At 62.3% G+C, this 22,053-nt stretch carries 31 protein-coding genes and 1 riboswitch; of the genes, 20 read left to right on the top strand and 11 right to left on the bottom strand.

Annotation, left to right across the window (positions count from 1 at the left end; all coding sequences use genetic code 11):
* Nucleotides 1–9: 9 nt before the first annotated feature.
* The gene (locus tag FJ980_RS04195) at nucleotides 10–1,434 is read right to left on the bottom strand and encodes a family 16 glycosylhydrolase (RefSeq protein WP_140541679.1); all 1,425 of its coding nucleotides are present in this window, start codon (nucleotides 1,432–1,434) and stop codon (nucleotides 10–12) included.
* 455 nt (nucleotides 1,435–1,889) lie between these two features.
* On the opposite strand from FJ980_RS04195, the gene FJ980_RS04190 reads away from it, so the two are divergent.
* The 3 genes from FJ980_RS04190 to FJ980_RS04180 all read left to right on the top strand — a co-directional run bounded on the left by FJ980_RS04190 (nucleotide 1,890) and on the right by FJ980_RS04180 (nucleotide 3,019).
* The gene (locus FJ980_RS04190; protein ID WP_140541678.1) at nucleotides 1,890–2,333 is read left to right on the top strand and encodes an SRPBCC family protein; all 444 of its coding nucleotides are present in this window, start codon (nucleotides 1,890–1,892) and stop codon (nucleotides 2,331–2,333) included.
* Between the two features lie 155 nt (nucleotides 2,334–2,488).
* Complete coding sequence (locus tag FJ980_RS04185; protein ID WP_140541677.1) at nucleotides 2,489–2,719, top strand: hypothetical protein; 231 nt, start codon at nucleotides 2,489–2,491, stop codon at nucleotides 2,717–2,719.
* Between the two features lie 69 nt (nucleotides 2,720–2,788).
* On the top strand, nucleotides 2,789–3,019 hold the full coding sequence (locus FJ980_RS04180; protein ID WP_140541676.1) for a hypothetical protein: 231 nt from the start codon (nucleotides 2,789–2,791) through the stop codon (nucleotides 3,017–3,019).
* 43 nt (nucleotides 3,020–3,062) lie between these two features.
* Here the strand turns inward: FJ980_RS04180 and FJ980_RS04175 are convergent, their stop codons facing one another.
* The 4 genes from FJ980_RS04175 to FJ980_RS04160 form a co-directional block, all read right to left on the bottom strand.
* Nucleotides 3,063–3,767 carry an SDR family oxidoreductase gene (locus tag FJ980_RS04175; RefSeq protein WP_140541675.1) on the bottom strand — a complete coding sequence of 235 codons (705 nt, stop codon included), beginning with the start codon at nucleotides 3,765–3,767 and terminating at the stop codon, nucleotides 3,063–3,065.
* 127 nt (nucleotides 3,768–3,894) lie between these two features.
* Entirely contained in the window at nucleotides 3,895–5,133 is a 1,239-nt protein-coding gene (locus FJ980_RS04170) for a patatin-like phospholipase family protein (protein ID WP_140541674.1), read from the bottom strand.
* A gap of 219 nt (nucleotides 5,134–5,352) precedes the next feature.
* A complete protein-coding gene (dinB, locus tag FJ980_RS04165) occupies nucleotides 5,353–6,615 on the bottom strand; it encodes a DNA polymerase IV (protein ID WP_140541673.1) in 1,263 nt (420 codons plus the stop codon).
* Between the two features lie 270 nt (nucleotides 6,616–6,885).
* Nucleotides 6,886–7,266, bottom strand: a complete 381-nt coding sequence (locus tag FJ980_RS04160) for a cupin domain-containing protein (protein ID WP_140541672.1) — start codon at nucleotides 7,264–7,266, stop codon at nucleotides 6,886–6,888.
* Between the two features lie 377 nt (nucleotides 7,267–7,643).
* Between FJ980_RS04160 and FJ980_RS04155 the strand changes: the two genes are divergently transcribed.
* Together FJ980_RS04155 and FJ980_RS04150 are read left to right on the top strand one after the other, a co-directional pair.
* Nucleotides 7,644–7,877, top strand: a complete 234-nt coding sequence (locus tag FJ980_RS04155; protein ID WP_140541671.1) for a polymerase — start codon at nucleotides 7,644–7,646, stop codon at nucleotides 7,875–7,877.
* 51 nt (nucleotides 7,878–7,928) lie between these two features.
* Entirely contained in the window at nucleotides 7,929–8,180 is a 252-nt protein-coding gene (locus tag FJ980_RS04150; protein WP_348639810.1) for a hypothetical protein, read from the top strand.
* A gap of 36 nt (nucleotides 8,181–8,216) precedes the next feature.
* Here the strand turns inward: FJ980_RS04150 and FJ980_RS04145 are convergent, their stop codons facing one another.
* Nucleotides 8,217–9,434: a TadE/TadG family type IV pilus assembly protein gene (locus FJ980_RS04145; RefSeq protein ID WP_140541670.1), complete on the bottom strand. Its 1,218-nt coding sequence runs from the start codon at nucleotides 9,432–9,434 to the stop codon at nucleotides 8,217–8,219.
* 282 nt (nucleotides 9,435–9,716) lie between these two features.
* On the opposite strand from FJ980_RS04145, the gene FJ980_RS04140 reads away from it, so the two are divergent.
* The 6 genes from FJ980_RS04140 (at nucleotide 9,717) to FJ980_RS04110 (ending at nucleotide 13,721) form a co-directional block, all read left to right on the top strand.
* Nucleotides 9,717–10,967 carry a pilus assembly protein TadG-related protein gene (locus FJ980_RS04140; protein WP_140541669.1) on the top strand — a complete coding sequence of 417 codons (1,251 nt, stop codon included), beginning with the start codon at nucleotides 9,717–9,719 and terminating at the stop codon, nucleotides 10,965–10,967.
* Nucleotides 10,964–11,413 carry a TadE/TadG family type IV pilus assembly protein gene (locus FJ980_RS04135; protein WP_246673361.1) on the top strand — a complete coding sequence of 150 codons (450 nt, stop codon included), beginning with the start codon at nucleotides 10,964–10,966 and terminating at the stop codon, nucleotides 11,411–11,413. The genes FJ980_RS04140 and FJ980_RS04135 overlap by 4 nt, the downstream gene beginning before the upstream one ends.
* Nucleotides 11,403–11,819: a TadE/TadG family type IV pilus assembly protein gene (locus FJ980_RS04130; protein WP_246676302.1), complete on the top strand. Its 417-nt coding sequence runs from the start codon at nucleotides 11,403–11,405 to the stop codon at nucleotides 11,817–11,819. The genes FJ980_RS04135 and FJ980_RS04130 overlap by 11 nt, the downstream gene beginning before the upstream one ends.
* Nucleotides 11,820–11,921: 102 nt before the next feature.
* Complete coding sequence (locus FJ980_RS04125; RefSeq protein ID WP_181181100.1) at nucleotides 11,922–12,218, top strand: hypothetical protein; 297 nt, start codon at nucleotides 11,922–11,924, stop codon at nucleotides 12,216–12,218.
* Nucleotides 12,219–12,336: 118 nt separating this feature from the next.
* A complete protein-coding gene (locus tag FJ980_RS04120; protein ID WP_140541667.1) occupies nucleotides 12,337–12,576 on the top strand; it encodes a hypothetical protein in 240 nt (79 codons plus the stop codon).
* A gap of 323 nt (nucleotides 12,577–12,899) precedes the next feature.
* Complete coding sequence (locus FJ980_RS04110; protein ID WP_181181099.1) at nucleotides 12,900–13,721, top strand: hypothetical protein; 822 nt, start codon at nucleotides 12,900–12,902, stop codon at nucleotides 13,719–13,721.
* 90 nt (nucleotides 13,722–13,811) lie between these two features.
* Here FJ980_RS04110 and FJ980_RS04105 read toward each other — a convergent pair whose 3' ends face one another.
* Nucleotides 13,812–14,354 (bottom strand): J domain-containing protein, encoded by a 543-nt coding sequence (locus FJ980_RS04105; RefSeq protein ID WP_140541664.1) that lies wholly within the window; start codon nucleotides 14,352–14,354, stop codon nucleotides 13,812–13,814.
* A 112-nt stretch (nucleotides 14,355–14,466) separates the two neighbouring features.
* On the opposite strand from FJ980_RS04105, the gene FJ980_RS04100 reads away from it, so the two are divergent.
* Both FJ980_RS04100 and FJ980_RS04095 read left to right on the top strand, forming a co-directional pair.
* On the top strand, nucleotides 14,467–15,093 hold the full coding sequence (locus tag FJ980_RS04100; protein WP_246676301.1) for a cytochrome b/b6 domain-containing protein: 627 nt from the start codon (nucleotides 14,467–14,469) through the stop codon (nucleotides 15,091–15,093).
* A gap of 336 nt (nucleotides 15,094–15,429) precedes the next feature.
* Nucleotides 15,430–15,837, top strand: coding sequence for a hypothetical protein (locus tag FJ980_RS04095; protein WP_140541662.1), 408 nt, complete (start codon nucleotides 15,430–15,432; stop codon nucleotides 15,835–15,837).
* A gap of 84 nt (nucleotides 15,838–15,921) precedes the next feature.
* Here FJ980_RS04095 and FJ980_RS04090 read toward each other — a convergent pair whose 3' ends face one another.
* Both FJ980_RS04090 and FJ980_RS04085 read right to left on the bottom strand, forming a co-directional pair.
* Entirely contained in the window at nucleotides 15,922–16,266 is a 345-nt protein-coding gene (locus tag FJ980_RS04090; protein ID WP_246676300.1) for an exopolysaccharide production repressor protein, read from the bottom strand.
* A 282-nt stretch (nucleotides 16,267–16,548) separates the two neighbouring features.
* Nucleotides 16,549–17,298 (bottom strand): DUF1236 domain-containing protein, encoded by a 750-nt coding sequence (locus tag FJ980_RS04085; protein WP_140541661.1) that lies wholly within the window; start codon nucleotides 17,296–17,298, stop codon nucleotides 16,549–16,551.
* Between the two features lie 249 nt (nucleotides 17,299–17,547).
* Here FJ980_RS04085 and FJ980_RS04080 point away from each other — a divergent pair, with 249 nt between their 5' ends.
* Both FJ980_RS04080 and FJ980_RS04075 read left to right on the top strand, forming a co-directional pair.
* Nucleotides 17,548–17,847 carry a DUF1236 domain-containing protein gene (locus tag FJ980_RS04080; protein ID WP_140541660.1) on the top strand — a complete coding sequence of 100 codons (300 nt, stop codon included), beginning with the start codon at nucleotides 17,548–17,550 and terminating at the stop codon, nucleotides 17,845–17,847.
* A 215-nt stretch (nucleotides 17,848–18,062) separates the two neighbouring features.
* Nucleotides 18,063–18,284 (top strand): hypothetical protein, encoded by a 222-nt coding sequence (locus FJ980_RS04075; RefSeq protein ID WP_140541743.1) that lies wholly within the window; start codon nucleotides 18,063–18,065, stop codon nucleotides 18,282–18,284.
* 188 nt (nucleotides 18,285–18,472) lie between these two features.
* Here the strand turns inward: FJ980_RS04075 and FJ980_RS04070 are convergent, their stop codons facing one another.
* Complete coding sequence (locus tag FJ980_RS04070; protein WP_095768289.1) at nucleotides 18,473–18,823, bottom strand: DUF982 domain-containing protein; 351 nt, start codon at nucleotides 18,821–18,823, stop codon at nucleotides 18,473–18,475.
* A 214-nt stretch (nucleotides 18,824–19,037) separates the two neighbouring features.
* Here FJ980_RS04070 and FJ980_RS04065 point away from each other — a divergent pair, with 214 nt between their 5' ends.
* The 4 genes from FJ980_RS04065 to FJ980_RS35800 all read left to right on the top strand — a co-directional run bounded on the left by FJ980_RS04065 (nucleotide 19,038) and on the right by FJ980_RS35800 (nucleotide 20,337).
* Complete coding sequence (locus FJ980_RS04065) at nucleotides 19,038–19,337, top strand: DUF1236 domain-containing protein (protein WP_140541659.1); 300 nt, start codon at nucleotides 19,038–19,040, stop codon at nucleotides 19,335–19,337.
* Between the two features lie 127 nt (nucleotides 19,338–19,464).
* Nucleotides 19,465–19,674 carry a hypothetical protein gene (locus FJ980_RS04060; protein ID WP_095768291.1) on the top strand — a complete coding sequence of 70 codons (210 nt, stop codon included), beginning with the start codon at nucleotides 19,465–19,467 and terminating at the stop codon, nucleotides 19,672–19,674.
* A 107-nt stretch (nucleotides 19,675–19,781) separates the two neighbouring features.
* The gene (locus FJ980_RS04055; RefSeq protein WP_140541658.1) at nucleotides 19,782–20,036 is read left to right on the top strand and encodes a DUF2934 domain-containing protein; all 255 of its coding nucleotides are present in this window, start codon (nucleotides 19,782–19,784) and stop codon (nucleotides 20,034–20,036) included.
* A gap of 172 nt (nucleotides 20,037–20,208) precedes the next feature.
* The gene (locus FJ980_RS35800; RefSeq protein ID WP_281406307.1) at nucleotides 20,209–20,337 is read left to right on the top strand and encodes a hypothetical protein; all 129 of its coding nucleotides are present in this window, start codon (nucleotides 20,209–20,211) and stop codon (nucleotides 20,335–20,337) included.
* Between the two features lie 397 nt (nucleotides 20,338–20,734).
* Here the strand turns inward: FJ980_RS35800 and FJ980_RS04045 are convergent, their stop codons facing one another.
* A complete protein-coding gene (locus tag FJ980_RS04045; RefSeq protein ID WP_140541656.1) occupies nucleotides 20,735–21,079 on the bottom strand; it encodes a hypothetical protein in 345 nt (114 codons plus the stop codon).
* A gap of 211 nt (nucleotides 21,080–21,290) precedes the next feature.
* Nucleotides 21,291–21,403: riboswitch (TPP riboswitch) on the top strand.
* Between FJ980_RS04045 and FJ980_RS04040 the strand changes: the two genes are divergently transcribed.
* Nucleotides 21,394–22,002, top strand: a complete 609-nt coding sequence (locus FJ980_RS04040; protein WP_140541655.1) for a YkoF family thiamine/hydroxymethylpyrimidine-binding protein — start codon at nucleotides 21,394–21,396, stop codon at nucleotides 22,000–22,002. (Overlaps the previous riboswitch by 10 nt.)
* The last annotated feature ends 51 nt before the right edge of the window (nucleotides 22,003–22,053 follow it).

Genomic DNA, 22,053 nt, shown 5'->3' with positions numbered 1-22,053 from the left:
CCCGGCCGCCTAGGCTGCGTGCTCGCCCGTGACGTTCAAATGGGTCTGCTGCAGCTCATCCAGCGTATAGGCGTGGATATAGTCGATCTTCATCTGGGCCGGCGTGGCGAGATGGTCGGGCGGCGCGCCGGCTTGGCCGCCGATCGCGAGGTCCACCAGCATGTACATCGGCTTGTTCATGTCGGACGGCGTCGCCGCTTGCGCGACCTGCACGCCGTCATAGGTCCAGACCAGCTTGTCCGGGGTCCAAAGGAGGCCATAGGTATGGAAGCCGGCGGTGTCCATGACGTTCACGGTGGATCCGACCATCGTGTGCTGGCCCGTCTGGTTGGTGTGCGCGGTCATCAGCAGCGAATTCGGTTTCTGTCCGTACATCTCCATCACGTCCAGCTCCGGCGGCCAGGAGCCGTCTTCCGGCAGCAGCCAGAAGGCCGGCCAGGCGCCGGCGTGTTCCGGCAAGTCGGCCTTCATTTCGAAATAGCCATAGGTCTGCGAGAAGGAGTCATGCGTGGTCAGGATGCCGGAGGTGTATTCGTAATTGTTGATCAGCGGCTTGATGTCGGCCGGCGCCTGCGCCGCGGTGATGGTGAGGACCCCGTTCTGCACGCTGAACGGATGCACCGAGCTGGTCGGGGCGTAATTGGCGTCGATATACCACTGCAGCTCGCCATTGCGGGTGAGCGTGCTGCCGTTCGGCGCCCCCCACCAGAAATTGGTGTCCCAGGTGCCGCCCTGGCTGTTGTGCAGGTTCAGCGTGTTGAATTCGTCGCTGAAGGACAGCGTCATGCCGGATTTGTCGATCGGCAGCTCGAACTGGTTGGGCTGCAGCTTGTCGATCGTGGTGTTCTTGAATTCGAGGATTTCGCCCGATCCGAGGTTCAGCACCACATTGGATCCCGCTTGGATCATGTTCTGGTGGATGGCCGCGAACGATGTGAACCCGTAGCCATCGAGCCGCACAGCATCGTTCGAGGCGAAATTGACGATCGAGTCGCTGCCGTTGCCCTTCGCGATGATGAAAACATCCGCGCCGCCGCCGCCATCGATCAGCACATCGTTGCCTGCCCCGCCGTCGATCGTTTGGCCGCCCGCCGTGGCCGTGATGATGTTGTCCAGCGCATTGCCGAAGGCATAGTTGTGGGCGTTGGTGACGACGAGGTTCTCGACATTGTCCGGCAGCGTGTAGCTCATCCATGTGTTGATCGTGTCGACGCCCTGCCCAGGGTTCTCGACCACTTTGTTGCCCGCCGAATAGAGGTAATAGATGTCGTCGCCGGCGCCTCCATACATGGTGACGTTGACGCCGCTGGTGGCCCAGATGGAGTCGTTGCCGCTGCTGCCGTTGAATGTCGGTCCGGACGTTGCCGAAAACCAATGATTGGAAGCCCCGCTATAATAAAGAGGAACGCCTACCGCGTTGACAACGAAACTCATCGGACACTCCTTCCGCGCTGCCCCGCCCGGATGGCTCGTTGCAAGTTCAAGTGCCTGATCCGAACCAACTTGCAGCACGGGGTATCGTTCCCGAAAACAAGCATTTAGTACAGTGAAAATTACCGGTTTTTTTATCGATATTTTATGCAGATAGAATAAGTGAGGCCTAATACAATTATGAGGCGAGCCGTTTTCAATTTTACTTAATTTTTGCAAGGTTTTGGTCCGCTCATGCTGCGCGAGAACGACGCCCGCCTGAAGCGGCGCTTGAGATAGCTCCGCCCGGCCAGCCCGCGCCGCCGACGCCCAGCCTGATCCTAGCTTAATATCCGCTCCTGCATTGGAAGGCGCACGGTAGGTGCGGGCAGAAAAAATTTGACAGCTTCTGTCGGATAGGCCGGAGTCCAACCGTCCTTGGGCCATCGATCAGCCAAACCGAAAAGGGATATCGAGACATGCCGAGCACCATTCAACTGCACCGCGTCCTGGCGACCAAGCCGGAGAAGGTTTACCGCGCGTTCGTCGAGGCCGATGCGCTGGCGAAATGGCTGCCGCCAAACGGTTTTACTTGCACGGTCCACGAGTTCGAGGACAAGGTCGGCGGCGCCTACAAGATGTCCTTCCGCAACTTCACCACCGGCGACAGCCATTCCTTCGGCGGCGAATTTGTCGAGTTGGTTCCGAGCGAGCGCCTGCGCTACACCGACCGCTTCGACGATCCCAACCTGCCGGGCCAGATCGAGGTGACCGTGATCCTGAAGAAGGTTTCGGTAGGCACCGAGATCAACATTACCCAGGCCGGCATCCCGGACGCTATCCCCGCCGAGGCGTGCTATCTCGGCTGGCAGGAATCGCTGCGCAACCTGGCCAAGCTCGTCGAGCCCGAGATCAACCAATAAGTCGGGGCAATTCCAGGAAAAGTGCGTAGGTCCGGCACCTTCGCCGTAACCTTCTGGAATTGCGTCAAGATGAGAACGGGCGGCGGTCGGTTTTCCGGCCGCCGTCTTACCCAAGGTAAGCAAAATTTCACCAAGCGCTGATAAAAGCCGCTTCCATGGATCGCAACAAGAACAACGACCTGTTTGTCCTGATGGCGGCGCTCGCCGCCATCGCGATCTACAACATTGCCTGCGGCATCAAGACAGGCGAGGTCCGGGGCAAGTTGCATTGGGTCGCTCTGGCGGACGATCCGACACGTTTTTGGAACATCGTGGTCGGCAATTCGATCGTACTGGTGGCTTCGATAGCCTTTCTGTGGGTGCTCAATTCCCGCAGACCCGGATGACTTGCGGCGCCGCCCGCGTCGTCCGCACGCGATAAGCAAAATTTCATCGGACGCAGCTAGACGTGCTCCATGGATCGCAACAAAAACGACGCCGTCTTTGTCGTGGTGGCGGCACTCGCCGCCTTCGCGATCTATAACCTTGCTTGCGGCCTGAAGACCGGAGAGATCCGGGGAAGGCTCAGCTGGATTTCGTGTGCGGACGACCCTGCGCGTTTTTGGAACAACGTTGTGGGCAACGTGGTCGCCGTCGTTGCGTTGCTGGGTGTTCTTTTGCTGCTGCATCGTCGCCGCAGCAAATGACATGTCGCCGGCTATGCCGGGCGCCGTCCCTCGGCCGTGCGGCTTATACGGCTCTTGTGATGCCGCCATCGACGCGGATGTTCTGCCCGGTGATGTAGGCGGCTCCGTCCGAGGCGAGGAACGAGATCGTCGCGGCGATCTCCTCCGACGTGCCGTAGCGCTTCATCGGCACGCTCTCGCGGCGCTCGTTCGTCGCCGGCAGGCTGTCGACCCAGCCGGGCAGCACATTGTTCATGCGGATGTTGTCGGCGGCATAAGTGTCGGCGAAGATCTTGGTGTAGGCGGCAAGCCCGGCGCGCGCCACGGCCGACGTCGGGAACATCGCGCTCGGCTCGAAGGCCCAGGCGGTCGAGATATTGATGATAACGCCACCCTTCTGCTTCTGCATCACCGGCGTCACCAGCCGGGTCGGGCGCACGGCGTTGAGGAAATAGGTGTCGATGCCCTTGTGCCAGTCCTCGTCGCTGATCTCGATGATCTGCGCGCGCGGCCCGTGGCCGGCGCTGTTGACCAGCACGTCGATGCGGCCCCAGCGTTCCACCGCCCCGTCGGTAAGGCGCTTCAGATCCTCATTCGACTGGTTGGAGCCGGTGACGCCGAAGCCGCCGAGTTCCTTGCCCAGCGCTTCGCCTTTGCCGGAAGAGGACAGCACGCCGACCTTGAATCCGTCCGCCGCCAGGCGCTTGGCCGCCGCGGCCCCCATGCCGCTGCCGCCAGCCGTCACCAAAGCTACTTTCTCGCCTGCCATGTCCTGATCCATTCCTTGCTGAAAGCGCTCTGTTAGCACGAAGCAGTGCGGGGCACGAACCGGATTGGATTGCGCCAAGGCGATTGATAATTGGCGAAGGCGGCGGAACTGCCAATCTCGAGCACCCTCAAACCTTGAAGCCACTCATCACCATCCTCGACACTCGCGCGCAGCGGCCGGGCTTCACGTCGCCCGCTTTCAGCGGCACGCCCTTGCCCGCAGCCACCGCCGGCTCGTACCAGCCCCGCAGCGCCTGGTCGGCGGCGCAATAGCCCCAGTTCACCAGGTCGACCGTCTCTTCGCTGCCCAGGAAATGGAGCGAGGTGCCGATATCGGCAGGCGCGGCGGCGGCGGTCTGCACGAAGCTCGGCTCGGTCGTGTCGGGTTTGCTGGCGATCGACCAGAAGACGCCGCGCGTCGCCGCATAGCCGGGCCGGGTCGCGTCGTTGGCCAGGCCGCGATCGTCGGCGTCCTTGGCTGCCTGGAAGCGCGCCACCAGATCCCGGCGCCTGAGCGAGCGCACCTGATTGTCGGTGGTGTCGAGCACGCGCTTCAGTTGCGATAACCAGTTCCGGTAGCCCGCGCTCGAAGCCTGCCAGGGCGCGCCGGCGTCGCTGACCAGAAGCCAGCGGCAGCGTCTCAGCGCCGGCTCGATGCCGTGATTGTCATAGACGCCGCCATCGGTGAGCACGGCGCGCCGCGGCGGCACCGGCGGGCCGACAGAGGGGTCGAGCTTGTCGTTCTTCCACGCGAAGGGCGTGAGGTCGAGCCGCAGCGGCGACAGGAAAGGCGGGAAGGCCGAGGAGGCGGCAATCGCGAGAGCCACCGGCAGGTCGGCCTGGTAGGCGACGCCGATGCGGTAGTCGGCGATGTAGCGCCGCGACAGCCGGAACAGCGAGCCGGTGCCGAGATTGCTGGAGCAGAACACGAACCAGGGTTTTTCCGGCAGGCTCTTCAACATCGGCCTCGAGCCGGCGAACAGGTGTTTCTCGTAGCAGGCGGCGACTTCGCGCGCCGCGCTCGAAAACGGGTTGAGCAGGCCTTTGAAGATCGCCGGCGCGTCGAGGAAGACTTGCGAGAACTCCAGGATCCTGTCCAGATAGATATCGAAATTGGCGGCGACACCGTCGACGAAGGCGAAACGCGGCCAAAGCACCGCCAGCAGCCCGGCGGCGATCGAGCCGCCCGAGACCGAGCTTACCATGTCGAGTTTCTGGAGCAGCCCGGCCTCGTTGAGGCGGCATAGCGCGCCGGCATGAAACAGCATGGCGCGGTAGCCGCCACCCGAAAGGCAGAGGCCGAGATCGTATCGCTCGGGCGCGCCGCCATCCGCGTCCGGTGGTGATCCAGCCGCAATCGGCTCCATCGCGGCCCCCTTTGCCTCTCCGGCGTCCTTAAGCCTGGCTTTGGGCAATCGAGCCCAGCACCGACGTTCTTGCAAGTGGGGGAACGCGTAACTTCACAGATTGGAAATCGGCCCGCGCCGACGGATGGGAGGTTATCCGAAGCGGTTGGTACGTAGCGCACGGACGGCGCGTAGGCTTTCGCCAATCTCCAATGCCGCCAGCGGAGATGCCTCAGCCACTCACAGCTCCTTCTCGGCCAATTCCCTAAACCCGTCCGGCACCGAGCGCGGGCCTTCCAGCGCCACCGTGCCATAGCCGACCGCTTCCTTGCCAAAGCGCTGGCGGATCTTGTCCACCGCCCGGTCGGCGCCGAAGCGCGCGAGACCTTTGCGGCTGCCGGGCCTCAGCTTCTCGTCCGCCAGCCCGAGCGGCAGTTCGAGCTGCAGCTCGGCATGCTCCTCCAGATGCGAGACGGAGATGGCGAGCAGCGAGATGTCCTTCTCGCCCGGATGGACGGCAAGCACGCCGCGCACCAGTTCCTCAGCGATCTCCGCCAGCATCGCGGTCGCCTGGATCGGCTGGTCGAGCGTGATCGAGCGGCTCACTGCGCGCAGATCGGCGAAGCGAACCCGCACCGTCACCGTGCGCCCGGGCCGGTCCTTGGCGCGCAACCGGCTGGCGACGCGGTCGGCCAGATGCAGCAGCGTCGGCACGAAGACGCGCTGCACGGCCGGCTTCCTGCCGAGCGCCGATTGCGCGCCGGCCGAATGCGCGCGGCGGTGTGTCTCGAGTTTTCGCGGGTCGCGGTTCCAGGCGAGCGCGGCAAGCTTCTGGCCGGCGGCGTGGCCGATCAGCCGCTCCAGCGCGCCGCTATGGGTGCGCGCCAGCTGCCCGATCGTCTCGACGCCGATCTCGGCCAGCCTGGCCTTGGTCGCCGGGCCGACACCCCACATCAGCGTGACAGGCAGGTCGTGCAGGAAGGCGAGCTCGCTGCAGGGCTCGACCACCACCAGCCCGTCGGGCTTGGCCACCTGCGAGGCGATCTTGGCCAGATGCTTCGTCCGCGCCACGCCGATCGAGATCGGCAGACCGAGCTCGGCCTTCACCCGCTCGCGGATTTTTCGCGCGATCTCTTGCGGCGATCCGAACAGATGCGTGCAGCCGGCGACGTCGGCAAAAGCCTCGTCGATCGAGATGCGCTCGACCGCCGGCGTGAAATCGTCGAGCACCTTGATCGCGGCGTCGCCGAGGCGCTGGTACTCGGAAAAATGACCGCCGACGAAGATGAGCTGAGGGCAGAGCTCGCGCGCTTTGCGGCCCGGCATGCCGCCGCGCACGCCAAAAATTTTCGCCTCATAGGAGGCCGCCAGCACCACGCCTCCGCCGACGGCGATCGGCTTGCCACGCAATGACGGATCGAGCAGCTGCTCGACCGAGGCGTAGAAGGCGTCGAGGTCGGCATGCAGGATGGTGGCGGCCGCGGCGGTGTTCGTGGCGGCCATCGCGCGCTCCCATGGCCATTTGTGTGGCATTGCAGCATTAGCTGCGTCTTTTGTAAGGGGAATTAACGGAACATAAAGAGAACAAAAGAAGCTCTCTGTCAAGCCACCACGCTTGGCCGTGCAGGTTTCCACAACTGGGGGCGCAGCCACAGATAGAACGCCGGTTGTGCGCGTGACCTTTGCGCGGGAGACGCCGCCGCAGGCTGAGGAGGGATCGCCTCGCGAGGCGATCCCTCCTTCGCTTCTGAACGTAAATTGCGACTGTCTGCGCTATGCCGGCTTGGCGTATTGTTCGGCGCTCAGCACCTCGATGCATTGGAACGGCTGGTTGCCTTCCACCCAGGCGTCGTGGCCGGGCGGGATGGTGTAGGAAGTGCCGGCCTCGATGGTCTTTTGCGTGCCGTCGGTCATCCGTATGGTGATCGAGCCGGACACGGCATAGCCGACATGCGAGACTTGGCAGCTGTCGGTCTTGACCACCGGCTTCACGCATTCGGACCATTTCCAGCCCGGCTGCATGTTCATCCGCCCGAGCGTATAGCCCGGCAGCCGCACGATCTCGACACGCGTCTTGGCGGGCGCGCGGACCTCGTCGGGATTGTTGTGCGATTTGGATTCGAGTTTCGTCACCTTCATTGCAACTTCGGCCATGGTATCCCTCCCATGTGTGAAGCGGCGCCTGACGTTGCGATCGTCGGCGACCGCCAGTGTATTCATAAGCCTTATTATGAGTGATTGCTAATTAATTGAGGCGACCGCGAGCTCAGCCGAACGCTTGGGCATTGTCGTGCAAGGTGGATGTTCCGACCCTCGGGCGACGGTCCCGGGCCAGCTTCGGACCGAAGTCCCATCGTACGAGCGCAGAGGCCCGACACGCCTATTTTCAGGAAACAACGACGGCACCAAAATCATTGGCTAGCAAGCCGCCGGACAAAGTCCCTTCATCGGCGGTTGACCACGGCGTGCCCGCTATTCCTGCGATATGGCGGGCACGCCTTTCCCTGAAACCGCTCCTGGAGTTGCCGGCCGTGCAACCTGGTAAGATGATCGCCAATCTGTTTGCCGCGCTGCTTCTGGCCGGCCTGGTCGGCGGCGTCTTCTTCGTCTTCGGCAGGCCGCTCTGGCCCGAGCGCCAGGCCCGTATGGTGATCCTTCTTCCGATCGATACGATTGCCACCGGATCGCTGCGCCGAGCCTGCCTCGAGCCATGCCTGCCGGCCCGCTTCGATCTCAAGCGCGCGCCCGCCAGGCCGCGCGGATGAAACCGGGCGCGGGAACCAGTCCGCGCCCCGGGCCGTTGACGGAACGAAGGGATGGCGCTGGCGGAGGCCGCCATGGACAATTTCGACCTCATCGATCTTCTGTGCGTCATCGACGCCTGCGTGAGCGACCGTTCGGCCGGCCGTATCGTGCCGATGTCGAGGGCCGTCGAGGAGTTGCGCGTCCTGACCGGCGATTTCGTCTCGTCGGATGAGGACGCGGCCAACGCCTTGACGCAGGTCGCGCTCAAGCGCGGCTGCGCCGTGCTCTTCGACGAGCGAGCGGGCGCGGATATTGTCGGCTAGGCGCAATCTCCTCCTCCTGGCGGAGGAGGTTGGCGCTCATTTCGCCAAGGTGATCATCCGGCCCGCATACGCCGTCCGGCCTCCGAGTTCGGCCGTGCAATCCGATTTCACGGCCGAGTTCCCCGTCATCGAGATGGTATCGCCGACCAGCCGCAGGCAACTGCCCTGGGCGTTCATGTCCGAATTTCCGGCATAGGTGATGACGGCGTCCGGGGCGTAGATGAAGCCGCTGACCACGGAGCCCGATCCGCCGTTCAGCGTCAGCGCCTGTGTGTTGCCGCGAGCCTGGTAGATGGCGATTCCGGCGTAGGGGCCGCTGGTGGGCGGCGACAGGTTCACCTGCTCGTTGGCGTTGATATAGAGTTGTGAGTTCTCCATCAGGAAGATCGTCACGCCCTGGCCGCTCAGGCTGCCGTTGCCGCCCGGCTTTATGGTGACGTTGCGCATGATATAGGTGCCCGGATTGAGGGTGATCTTTCCCGACAAGGTCTTGTCGCAATAGGTGCCCGGCGAGAGCGTCACCGTTTTGCCATTGGGCACCGGCAGGCAGAGCGTGTAGGCGGGAGGAACGACGTCGGCCAGCGGATCGAACGAAGCATACTGGTTCTCATGCGGCGCGCCGCAGGAAAGCGTGGCGTTCGGCGGCGTCAGCCCTTGCGTGCCGCCGACCGTCGAGACGCAGCCGGCGCTGACGATCGCCGAGCCGCCGCGGTTGACGGCGTCGGGCGCGTCTGAATTGGCCGCGATCACGCAGCCGTCCATCGCCACATTGGTCGAGCCCTGCAGGTTGACCGCGCCGCCGGCATGCTGATCGAGCGCGAGCACGCAGGCTTGCGCGCCGGGCTTGAGCTTGACCGAGGCGGTGCGCGTCGCCTGCCAGGCCGGCATGCCGCTGATGAAGGCCGGCCGGCTGACGCTCGACGACAGCGAAATGAAATAGGCGCCCGGATTGCCGCTCGCGCTGGCCTGGAAGGCGGCGAGGCTGCCCGATAGCTCCTGCGCGTCGGCTGCGCTCATATTTGCGGCGAAGAAGGTCTGGCCGAGTTGCTGCACGTCGCTTGCCGACATGCCTGGCAGGTATTTCGTGCCGATCGCCAAGCCGGCCGCGTCCAGCGAGTTCTGCAACTGCGCGGCGTCGTCGCTCGTGCCTATCAGGTCGACGGATGCCGCCACGCCAAGCATAAGCGGCACCATGGCGACCGCGGCCGCGATTGCAAAGTTGCCGCGCCTCGATGCCAAAAAACGTCTCAACATGGACCCCATCCTCGCAGACCTGCGAGATGTGATATGCGCGCCGTCTCTCTACGGGCGATTTCCAAAATAGATAAAATGCAGAAAGAGCTAAAATGCATGGTTTTACCGGCACTTAAACCTTAAGTCCGATGTCTTATAGGCCTTAAGTCTTAGTGTGCGCGGCGCAAGGTGGGGGCAGCGGAGCGCTAGGGTCCCACCGGCAAAAATCGAACGAAATAATTAGGCATTCGTTCACATGGCAATGATGACCTGACGACTGGGATAGCTTGGGCGCGCTCGGCCATGGCCTTTTCGGGTCGTTTCTTCAGACAGTTTTTTTCTCGACTTTTTTTCCGACGCTTTTGCGAAGGCAAGAGCGGCAATGTCGCCACCATTTTCGCGCTCACCCTGCCGGTCGTCGTCGGCGGCGCGGGGCTCGGCGTCGAGACCTCCTATTGGTACTATTCGAGCCTGAAGCTGCAGGCGATCGCCGACGCGGCCGCCTATGCCGGCGCGTTGGAAAAGATCGCCGGATCCAACACGGATGCCATCACCGCCGCCGCCGCGTCATCGGCCGCCTCGAATGGCCTTGGTGCGGGCACCATCGTCGTCAACACCCCGCCGGCGTCGGGACCGAACACGGCCAAGAAGGCGGTCGAGGTCATCCTCAACCAGGATCTCGACCGGATCTTCACGTCCATCTTCACCCAGACAAAGGTGCCGGAGCGGGCGAGGGCGGTGGCGCTGATCACCGACGCTTCGAAAGCTTGCGACATAGCGCTCAGTCTCACGGCCTCGCAGGCGTTGCTCTTCTCCGGTAGCACCAACGCGAAGAAAATCGGCTGCATTGACATGGCGAATTCGAACGCCTCCGACGCAATCAAGATCCAGGGCTCGGCGGCTGTCCAGACCGACTGTCTGATCAGCGCCGGCGGCATGGTGCTGAACAATCCGCCAACGATGGTCTGTAAGGCCCCGATCACCCAGGCGCTGCCGGCGGCCGATCCGTTCGCCAGCTTGCCGGCTCCCGCGACCACGAGCCCGTGCCAGAAGATCAACGGCAACAAGACGACGCAAACGATCCAGCCCGGGACCTACTGCAGCGGCATGAGCCTCAACGGCAATATCACGCTTTCCCCCGGTGTTTACGTCGTCCAGGGCGACTTGAAGATCAATGCGAGTGCCGTCATCCAAGGCAGCGACGTTACGATCTTCATGGCCGGCAGCAACACTGTCAGCATGAACGGCAACGCCACCGTGACGCTTGCCGCCCCGACCACGGGCACCTATTCGGGCGTGCTGTTCTACGGCGACAGGACGGGGACCGCCGCGCAAAGCACCTTCAACGGCACCGCGACCTCGCTTTTGACCGGCGCAATCTATTTTCCCAGGCAACAGGTCAACTATCTCGGCAATTTCTCGGGCGTGAATGGCTGCACACAAGTCGTTGCCGATACCATCCAGTGGTCGGGCAACTCGACCATCAACCAGGACTGCTCGAGCCTCGGGATGAAAGACATCCCGGCCGCTCAGTCGGTCGCGGTGGTCGAGTGAAATCCGCTGCCCGTCGATTGATGCCGGCCATTCGCGATGAATCGGGCATCGCCGCGGTGGAACTCGCGTTTGTCTTGCCCGTCCTATGTGCGGCGTTGCTCGGAATCATGGACGGCTGGTCCTATGTCAACGGTTCGCTGTCGATGCGCGCCGGCGTGAAAACGGCGGCCAACCTCGTGATGGCTGGCTCCGCTGACGACAGCGCGACCCAGACTGTCGCGCTGGCGAGCTGGGAGAACAAGCCTTCCGACGCGCAGGTTACGATTAGTCGCATCTACAAGTGCGGGACCACCGTGGTCGATGCGTCGACCTTATGCAGTGGACCGAAGGCGCCGTCCGTCTACGTCCAGATTCAGGCATCCGGCACCTGGATCCCGCCCTTCACCTTTGGTCCATACCCAGACAATACCGCGATCGGCCATGTGCAGGTGGTCCGTGTGCGCTAAACGAAGACTCCGGCTTTCGGCATTTGCGGCTAATGAAGCGGGCGGCGCCGGTCTCGAATTCGCGCTGGTCGCGCCTTTTCTCATCATGCTCCTGTTCGGCATCTTCGCCTTCGGCTGGTCGATGAACAGCGTATCCAGCGTGCGCTACGCGCTCGAAGCCTCGGCGCGCTCCCTGCAGCTCAACAACACGCTGACGCAGGCCGACATCCAGGCCGTCGCCACACAGAAGCTTCAGGCGCTTGGCCTGCGGAATGTGAACGTCACCATCACCACCGATCCGGCGAGCGGCGGGTTCCGCATGGCCCACGTCAACGCCAGCTATGCCTTTGTGATCAGCTTCCCCTATTTCAGCGATTACCCGATCAGCTACACCACCTCGGTGACCGTGCCCCTGGTTGGCGGCTAGGGGGACGAACGGATGTATCTTAGGATTCTCTAAAAAGCTGCAAGGCTGGCGCCAGCCAGGAATGCTAGGGATTTGCTGTCATCCAATATCAGGAGCGCAGCCATGACCTCTCTTGTTGGAAGCCAGCACCGCCCAGGCGCCGTGCATCAAGCGAGCAGACCCCAGGCGTCGAAAACTTTCCCGGGCAAGCGCGCCGAAAGCGTAGGCCACCTCGCGAAAGCCTCGGTTTTTGAGACGGACACCGGCGAGCCGAATGCCCAAGGAAAATCCGCGTCCCGGATCGCCCGGATGGACCTGACCGTGCTTTCCCCGACCAGTTCAGGCGAAGGTCAGGAGCCGGAGACGGCAACCGACATACCGACCGAGACTGATGGCACGGAAGATCCAAATCCTTCTTGATGGCCGGCAAAAGCCAGGCCCGCTTGCGCTTAGTGGCTAGCAGCCTTCCGTTGTGGTTTTCATCTGGCCGGGAGCGTTGGATTTGGCGCTCGTGTCCTGTTGGCCAGGGGCCGCCTGCTTGGCACTGCCGGCCTGCTGCCCAGGCGCGCAGTTCTTCGCTGAATTCGAGTTGGTCGAGTTAGTCGTGGTCGTGTCTGTGCTCTGGCTGCTGGGCATCGTCGTTGTGGTGGACGACGAAGTCGACGACGTGCCCGACTGCGCCGTCGCCAGACCGCCGGACAAAGCAACAAAGGCGGCAACGAGAAGAATTCGTTTCATGATGACTGTCCTTTTAGGCAATGTCCCTTCGCTTGTTTAACCCCGACCTTTCGGCAGGGTTCCAAAGGCGCAGGTGGTCCGATTGCAGGGGATTGTCGCGGCGGCGATTGCCTCTTGGGACGATGGTCTGGCGAGACAAGGGCCCTCTTTGTTCCAAACGGCCCACAGATGCTAAGCCTTTTGTATTTATGTTAAATTTCAACGGGTTAACGTAGTGTTTTGGGAAAATTGCGGAGAGGCCGCGGCCATGCTCTCATTTCGCGACCGCAATTGCTTAAAGTTTATCCGACGCCATTAGGAAATTCTCATAAGAGGCTGCCTAGCGGTTGGGCCACAGTGACGATTCATTTGCGGAGAAGCACAATGACATTGCGAAAGAAACTTCTGGCATCCCTTGCTATTCTTGCGCTCGCGGCCGCCCCCGCGCTTGCCGGCGCCGGCGGTAACGGCGGCGGCCACGGCAATGGCGGCAGCCATGGCGGCGGCAACGGAAACGGCGGCGGTAACGGCAACGGTGGCGGCAATGGAAATGGGGGGGGCAAAGGCAACAGCGGCGCCTCGCACGGTAACTCGGCCTCGGCTCCGGGCCACGACAAGAGCGCCGATGCCAGCGCATCGGATGACAGCTCGACCGATGACATGACGACTGACGATACGACCACGTCTGCCACGCCCAAGGACAAGAACATTCACGCCAAGCTCGGCCGGCTGAACTCGCTGCAGCGCAACATCAACGCCTATATGAATTCCAAGAGCAAGAAGTTCGCCGGCATTCAGGCCTATGTGACGCAGGCTGCGGCGGCCCAGAACGCACAGGCCGCGCTTGAGGCGGCAAACGACAAGCTGGCCGCCGACCAAGCCACCCTGGCGACCCTCGAGACAAATCTGGCCGCGGCGCAGGCCGATTCGACCACTTCGCCCCAGACAATCACTGACCTCGAAAATGAGATCACTGCGCTGAACGATACGATCAGCACCACTGACGCCCAGGCGATCACCGATGCTCAGGCCGCGGCTGACAACGCACCGGCTCCCACCAATGAGTCCTTGGACGCGGCCCTTGCCGACATGGCCAACAAACCGGTCGACGCCGACGTCACCGCCTGGGCCAAGGATACTTTGGCGGGCAAGATCGACGCGCAAGCCGCGGCCACGGCGACACCCACATCGACCACAACCCCATAACGCCGGACGGACCGACGGGAGGGTGAGCGCGCCCGCCGTTGGTTCAGGCCAGCAGGCGGGCCTTTGACGATCTGGGCGACGCAAACCGGCTCATTCGGCGTGATCGAGCAGGCGGGTGACGTCAGGGCGATCCCGGCCCTGCTTGACCCCGGCGTGATCTATGCCTTCCACGGTGATCGCGAACGTGCCGTTCTCGGTCCTGCCGATGAAGCCCTTCGCCTTGAGGTACCACAGGTGGAACTCGAGATGCTCGCGAGGGCAGCCGGACAGGCGCTCGAGTTCGTCGTCGCCGATGCCCGGATTGTTGACGTCCCGCCGGCGCCTCACATAGAGAAGCGACAGCAGATTGGCCTGGATGACGGAATCCCGCTCCATGCCACCGCCGTCGCGCGCTCCTTCCGTGAGCTCGTGACGAAGACCCAGATGCTCACGGTAAAGGATATCATATTGAGCCCGTTTGACGGGGTCGCGGAGTGTATTGTTGGCTTCAACGATCTCGCTGAAGCGCGATTCATTGCCGGTTTCCCGATTGTCGGGGTGATAGCGCATGGCAAAGTAGCGGAAGATCCGCTCGATGGTCTCGGAATTGGCGTTCGGGCTTATTTCCAGAATTTCGTAGTAGTCGATGAACATGTAATCGCGCTTCCGAAACTACGGAAACCACTCCCCCGGTCCCAAGCATTGCCCAAATGCTGCGCGCTTGCAAGGCGCCGGTCCCGGTCTCGAACCGCCAAGGCCGGCGCGAATGCCCGCCATACGAAAATGTAACGTTGCGGCCACAATTGCGGGAGCTTTCGAGCCAAATTCGGCCACCGTCCTCATGACTATTCAACAACGTGAAGGCGTGGGACGCCTTGTATTCAGGGGAACGGACGCGATGGAAACCAGACATGGATATTCGATTTTTCAGATCGCGCTGCATTGGCTGATTGCAGCGCTGGTTTTATTTCAGCTCTTCTTCGGTGAGAGCATGACGGTCGTCGTGGACGCCGCCGAAGACGGCCAGCCGGTATCGGCCACCGACCAGGCGCTAGGCTCAGCTCATTACTGGGTCGGCCTGTCCGTTCTTGCGCTTGTGCTTGTTCGACTGCTCCTCAGGCTGGCATCCGGCGTGCCGGCCCCCGCCGGTCATGGATCGAGATGGATGCGGGTCGCCGCGCATGCATCGCACGGCCTGTTCTATGTGCTGTTGCTGGCGACGCCGGCAATCGGGCTTCTTGCGTTCTATCTGGGCGACCCTTGGGGTGACATCCATTCGCTTGCCAAGCCCGCATTCATCGTGCTGATCGCCGTCCACGTCGTGGCGGCGCTCTACCATCAGCTCTGGCTGAGGGACGGGACGCTGAAGCGCATGCTTTCGCCCGCCGGCTGATCGGGGAAATATGCTGGCCGGCGGCGTCTTGTGTCCGATGGCCGATCGGCAAAGGCTAGCGGCCGCGCGTCGGAAAAACCTTTGCCCCGTTGCGGTGGGATAAATTCCGGGCTCTATTACGTTAGCTCTGCTTGGAATTCAGGTGGCAACCTGGATGGAGCCGACCTCAAGCCCGGCTCCCTTTCGGCTCGCTTCGAAGGAGGCGAGCCATTTTTTTGCAAGACCGCCGCCAAACCTCGCGGCTTTGGCTCCGGCTTAGGTGCGTCATGGCTAATATGGCTCGCACGATGTAGACTGCGCAGAGTCGGGTTTACAAAGGCATTGGGAGGACAACAAATGCCACGGGTATCGGAACTCTTCTTCAAGACGGCCATCGTCTTTCTCATCCTGGGAGTCGCCGCCGGACTGCAGATGGCGATTTCGGGCGATCACGGTGCGTTTCCGGCGCATGCTCACATCAACCTTCTTGGCTGGGTCACCAGCGCCATCTTCGGCGGCTACTATGCGCTCAACCCGGCCAAGGCCGAGCGCCGCATCGCCATGATCCATTACGGCCTCTATACGGTCGGCATCGTGATCATGCTGCCGGCGCTCTACTGGATGCTGGCGGGAGGCCACCCGGAGATCGAACCGGTCGTGGCGATCGGCTCGTTGATCGTGGCCGCCGCGGTGCTGGTCTTCGGCCTCGTCGTCTTCTCGTCCCCAGAGACGGTGCGTTCAACGACGGCTGCCGCCACCCGCTGAGGATCCGTCCCTCATTAGCCGAGCGGCTTTTGCGCCGCTTGGCGTTCCGCGCCAGGCTATGCGACGCGCTTGTCCGCCTGTGGTTCAGGGTAACTTTGGAAACAGGCGCGACAGCAGCGCCTGGATGATGCCGTCCCGCTCGAACGGGCCGGGCAATTTGGCGGGCGAGGCAGCGCCCTCGCTCGACTTGGCCTCGTCGGTCGCGCCTTCGCGCTGGACGAGCCACAGCACCGCCGCGAAATAGCCCACCTGGAGGATGACGGCGGCAAGCACTGTCCAGCCCAATGCCGCCCAGACAGATCCCGTGGATGCAAACATCCAGCCGAGGATCACCAGAAGCGTAACCACCATTCCCACAAGAAACTGCGGAAAATACATCTGCCCATTCGAGCGCCGCGACCCCGTTCGGTCAACGACGATCTCGCCCATATCTCTACCCATTTTGACCCATGCACCTTTTCCGGGTGGACCGCAAGCTTGAACGATTTGCCGGCGGCCCCATTGCCCTTTCGTCCGATCCTGACAGGGACGACGGACGCAGGACTTCCGTTGTGACAACTGGGAATTGCGCCGGATCGTTCCACAGCCGACGACATTCTAGTCGTGCCTGATGGACCACAGTGCATGCGGGCAACTGCCTGCTGTTTTGACGCCTCTTCGCAAAGAAAGGCCCGCCACCTGGGCGGGCCGTTGTCCACTATGCTGACCGGATCAGCTCAGGATCACTACGATCTTGTAGGTGTCCGGGTCGACGATGACGATACGTCCATCGGCCAAGACGAAATACTCATAGTTTTCATAAGCCGGAACGATCTTGACGATCCGGGCCGGCAGACGGTGCAGACGCACCTTGTGGCGCGGCACCTCGACGCCGACGGAGATGTCGAAGCTAACGTCGCGGACCGGTTCGACATGGCTCTCATGAATGACCTGCGTGATCTGCGTCCTCTGTTCCACCGTCACGTTATTGATCGACGCCGTCTTGTTCTGGTCGGTCTCGACGTTGGTGTTGCCCTGGGCGTTCTGCTGGGTGGTCGTACCGGTCTTGCCCTGGGCGTTCTGCTCAGTCTGCATCTTGGTGGTGCCCTGAGCGTTCTGCTCGGTGGTCGTGCCAGTCTTACCCTGAGCCTGCTTCTTCTTCTTCAGCTGCGTGTTGTCCTGGGCGTTCTGGTCAGTGTTGGCGCCTGACTGACCCTGAGCCTGCTCGTCGGTCTTCATCTTGGTCTTGCCTTGAGCCTGCTCTTCGGTGTTTGCGCCGGCCTTGCCCTGGGCGTTCTGCTGGGTTTGCGACTTCATCTCACCCTGAGCCTGGCCGCCCGCCTTGCCGCCCTTTTGGCAATTGGCCGTGCCGGCCGTGCAATTGTTGTCGCCGCCGCTCGGCTGCGCGGACTCGGTCTGCGCCATCGCGGCGCCGCAACCGACGCCGAGCGCGATCATGCTTGTGATCAGCAGATGTTTCATTGGATTTCTCCTCGGAAAGTCGGTCCCTTCGGATGGGTAACCCAGCCCGAAACGCATTGTTCCGAAATTGGTGCCGCGGTCGGAGGCGATGGTCGCGGAACACGGCGGCAGTTGTTTTTGCAGGCGCCGGTCCAGTTTTGCAGGAACAAGGGTAGGCGAACGGCGTTACGGCAATGCCGACCCGCTGTGGAAAATCGCAGGCGCAGCATTCAGGCGATTCGATTCAGATCCACATAGGAGAGACGACCAATGAAAATGCACCTCACCTCCGCCGCCGCTGGCTTCCTGCTTCTTGCTGGCATTGGCGCTGCTGCCGCGCAGGATGTCGTGATCGCGCCGGAGCAGGAAACCGTGATCAAGGAATACGTGCATAAACAGCCGTTGGCCTCGGTCAAGATTCCGGGCGTCGAGCTGAACGTCGGCAGCACGCTTCCAGATACGGTCGAATTACACGAAGTGCCGAACGTGAAATACCGTTACGTCGTCGTCGATAACCGGACGGTGATCGTCGACCCCGGTACCCGCAAGATCGTCAAGGTCCTCGATTGATCGATAGCGCACCAAATCGGATGGCCCGCCGCCTGATTACGGCGACGGGCCATTAACCGATTATTATTTTGTTACCATGTGCTAACGGAACCTTCCCTCAGCGCTTGAGTTAGCGGCTCTGGTTCACGTTGTCTCATAGACACCACAAACCAATGGCAACGTGATACGGGCGGTGGCGAACAAGTACGGGCGGGGCGAGGAGGAGTTTGACCAACATGTCGAAACGAGAAATCGGAACATCCCGTTCGCTCGGGATGCGTGTTGCCCATCTCAAAGCCAGGATGCAAGACGCCCGGATCACCGAGCATGAGATGAAGGCTTTCCAGAAGGTCGCGGCGATCATGGGGGGCGGCGAGGGCTCCCTACGCATTGAGGCCGACGATCTGATCGCCGCGTCCTTCGTTGCCGAGGCGCTGGGCGAATCGGCGCCGAACTGACAGCGGCCACCAATCGAGATCCCGGATCGATTCAGCCGACCGTCAGCCGGGGAGGCGGCGGTCTGCAGGCAAAGCAAAATGGACGCCGGGAGGCGCCCGGCTTGCTCCCAGGATCAGCCGGCCAAATCCCAAAGCTTGCAGGACAACGCCGATCGCATGGCGTGAGTCCGAACGCGTCGAGGCTGGGCCTAGCCAGGCACGTGCCGGTTTGGTGCCCGGCTTTCGCGTGCCCGGATTCGCCTGATCTTCGCTTCGCGCAACACCGCGACGGGATCGGCGCCTGTCCATTCGATCCCGGCCTTCCGCGCGAAGACGAGGAACGCCTGCCGCGCCTTGTCGAGATCGATCTCTCCGCTCCGCGCCGCCTCGCAGGCGCGGAATGCGTTGGCGTAGCTCCCGCCCCGCATGGCCTGCGGCCATTCCTTGAGAAAGTTCTGCATCGCGGTAAGAGAGGCGATCTCGCGCTTGAAGCCGGCACCCACCGCGATGGCCACGGGGGGCCGAAGTTCGATGTCGCTTCTGATGGAGCCTTCCTGCATGACTGCGGCATCCTTTGGATTTCAAAGACTTGGGCAGTTTCAATGCCTTCCAATGCGGAGCCGATGCGAAGGTTCCGCCAAATCAATTAGTCGCCGCTGACGGAACAACACCCTGCCGGCAGCGTTTGCCCCGGGAGCTCCCATGTTCGACCTGCTCGTGTTTCCGCCCCTGCGGAGGCAGGGCGGAGCTCACCAACGCAACAGGAGAGAAACGATGAAAACCACCCTCATTCCAGCTGTCGCCGGCCTGGCTCTGATGGCCGGCATCGGCATCGCGGCCGCGGACGAGGTGATCGTCACCCCCGAGCAGCAGACCGTGGTCAAGGAATATGTTCACAAGCATCCGATTGCCTCGGTCAATGTGCTCGGCCTTGAGCTTGGCGTCGGCTCGACCGTGCCTGACACCGTCGAGTTGCAGCAGGTTCCGGACGTCCAGTACCGCTATGCGGTCGTCAACGACCATACGGTGCTGATCGATCCCGGCACGCGCCGCGTTGTTCAGGTGATCGAGTAGATCCAGCCCTGGAAGAGCCCGATCCTCCGAAGCACTGGGCAAGGATCGGGCTCTTTTCGCATCCGGGCATAAGGCCTAAGATAGGCAGTGGTTTGGGAGGCAACGAAGCGCGGAAGGAGTCGTTGCCATGCATCATCCACACGTCGAATCACCTGACATCGCACGCCAAGTCGACAAGCTTTTGGCCGAGCATAGGACTGGCCTGCTGTCGATGCACGAGGCGATCACCCTGCTGCGCCAGCGCACGGGGACCGACCGCTCTGACGCGGATTTAGCCGGATTGATTACAAAAAAGGCAGCGCATCTGGGCATCGCAGTCGTCACCGACGGACACTGAGCGAAATTGCCGTCCAGGTCGGTCGCTTATTCGTGATACCGAAGACGTCACGCGAAAATTCGGCTAATGTTCGCGCCGGGGAACCGTCCCAACATCAGGAGGCGACAGTGACGGACGATAAGCACGAACGCATTCGCCAGCGCGCGCACGAGATCTGGGAGCAGGCTGGCCGGCCCGAAGGCGCCCACATGGAGCATTGGGACCAGGCGGCCGCCGAGATCGATGCGGCCGGCAAGCCGAAAGCCAAGAGCCCGAAAAAGGCCGCTGCCGCCAAGGCCGACAAGCCGAAAGCGGCCAAGGCGGAGAAGCCCGCCAAGGGCCCTGCCAAGGCAAAGTCCCCCTCCAAGAAGACCAAGGGCTGACCGCCAGCCAAGGCCTGCACCCCTTTCCGCCGGATAATGTGACGGTGCGACGCTCCGTGTGAGAACTGTGCCCGAAGGCTATGCCGACCATGCGCAAAGTCGTCTTGATCATGACCATGTCGGTCGACGGATATGTCGTAGGGCAACTGGGCCAAGCCGGCCAAGCCAATGCTTGGGCATCACCGGGACCGCGGTGCTGAGCGAAGGCTTCGACCATGGCGGCCGGCTGACCGGCACGCTCGGCATCGCCTTCGCCGGCAGTCACGCGGACAGCAATGCGGGGCTGCAGTTCAGCTGGTAGGAAAGGTTATTGCCTCCCTTGCTTTCCGGCGTATCGCGCGACCGCGCAGAGGAAGGCAAGCGCTGCCATGTCGCAAGCTGCGCGTGACGGCGACGGACCTTTGGCGAAAAGGACCGCGTCGGCAACCGGGACCGTCAGGCCATGCTTGCGGGCGAATGAAGTGACTTCGTAGGGCTGATCGTCAGGCTGTCTGCCGATGTCGATTTGCTGGTCCATCAAAACGAATTCCTCCCTGGTATACGGCTTTACCCTCCTTCGCCTGCCCAGAATTAACGCCCGACCGCTTGCCCGCGTCCACCAATTGGCGATTGTGTGAAACGATGCAGCGGCATGATTGTTCGCTTTTCGGGCGACCCGGATTCCTTCCCTTCTACGATGGAAGAGGTGAGAACGCGCCTCACCATGCATCGCTCGAGCGGGCAAACCTCACCCCCGCCGCGATCATCGCGCTTTCGCGTTCGCTGATCAGCCTGAGGTTGCGCAAATACCGCGCCGCCGTCTCCGGCAGCCAGGCCGCACACGCCTCGACATAGACGCGGCCGTGCACCAGCGCGCCGGTGGAAAGCCGCTCCTCCTTTTCGGCGATCACCTTCAGATATTGCCGGATAAAGCGGATGTCGTCGGCGATGTCCTGGCTGGCCATGCGCCAGGCGCCGGCAAGGCGTTCGCGCTCGGCGAGCGGCAAAGGCGACAACAACGGGTGGGAGAGGTCGGCAAAAGCGGCATGGTTCGCGGTGTTCAAGCAAATCCCCTCAATGGAAGGGAAATATCGTACTTTATGTACGAAAAGCAATCAAGCGGGATTTGTACAATTTGAACGACAATAGTTAGATAAAGCAGTTATAAGAAAAATTACAAATAACCACCGGCATCTCCCATAGGGAGATGGGCGCCTGGCCCAATTGACACCGTAAAAAACCGCTTTCCCAGCACCGCAAACAGTGCTTTAACCCGGCCATCCACAGGGGTGCTCCGTACGGTCGGGGCTGAGATGGTGGCGGCAAGCCTCCGGACCCTAAAGCTGATCTGGATAATACCAGCGGAGCGAGGCGGGCCATGTTTTCCGGCGCACAGATTTCCCTTTATCCCATGGCCGACGATTTCGTTGGCGTGATCCTTGGTGCACTTGGCGCGCTTGATCCTTACCGCGACAGGCTGAGGATCGAGACCGACGACATCTCGACGCTGCTGGTCGGGCCGCCCGAGGTGCTGTTCCCAGCCATGCGCGACCTGTTCGTGGCGGCCGCCAAAAGCGGCAGGCACTGTGTGCTGTCGGCCGCCGTCTCGCGCGGCTGCCCCGGCGAGCCGGATGACCCGATCTGCCGATCCGAGGAGATCGGCGGCCCAGCGATCCCGCTCGACGAGCGCAAGCGCGCCGCGTTGCGCGCCGTCGAGGCCACGCTTTCGACCAACCAGCCGGTGGCGGCGCAATTCTCGCTCTATGTGATGGGCACCGGCGACCACATGGACGAGATCTATGGCTGTATCGACTTCCTGAAACAGTCGGGCGTCTTCGAACGCTCCAAGCATTTTTGCACCAAGCTGCGCGGCGACGCCGGCGCGGTCTTCGCCACGCTGAACGAAGCCTTCTGCCGCTTCGGGCCCGGCGCCGGTCACGTGACGCTCGACATCACCATTTCGGCGAACAGCCCGACCGCGGCTTGAGCGCAAGCTCGATCTATCGAGGTAGATGTCGTGGCTGTTTGGCTTGATCGA

The organism is Mesorhizobium sp. B1-1-5, assembly GCF_006443065.1.
Taxonomy (GTDB): domain Bacteria; phylum Pseudomonadota; class Alphaproteobacteria; order Rhizobiales; family Rhizobiaceae; genus Mesorhizobium.
The sequence above is the reverse complement of the archived record's forward strand: the minus strand, read 5'-3'. Positions and strand labels throughout refer to the sequence as shown.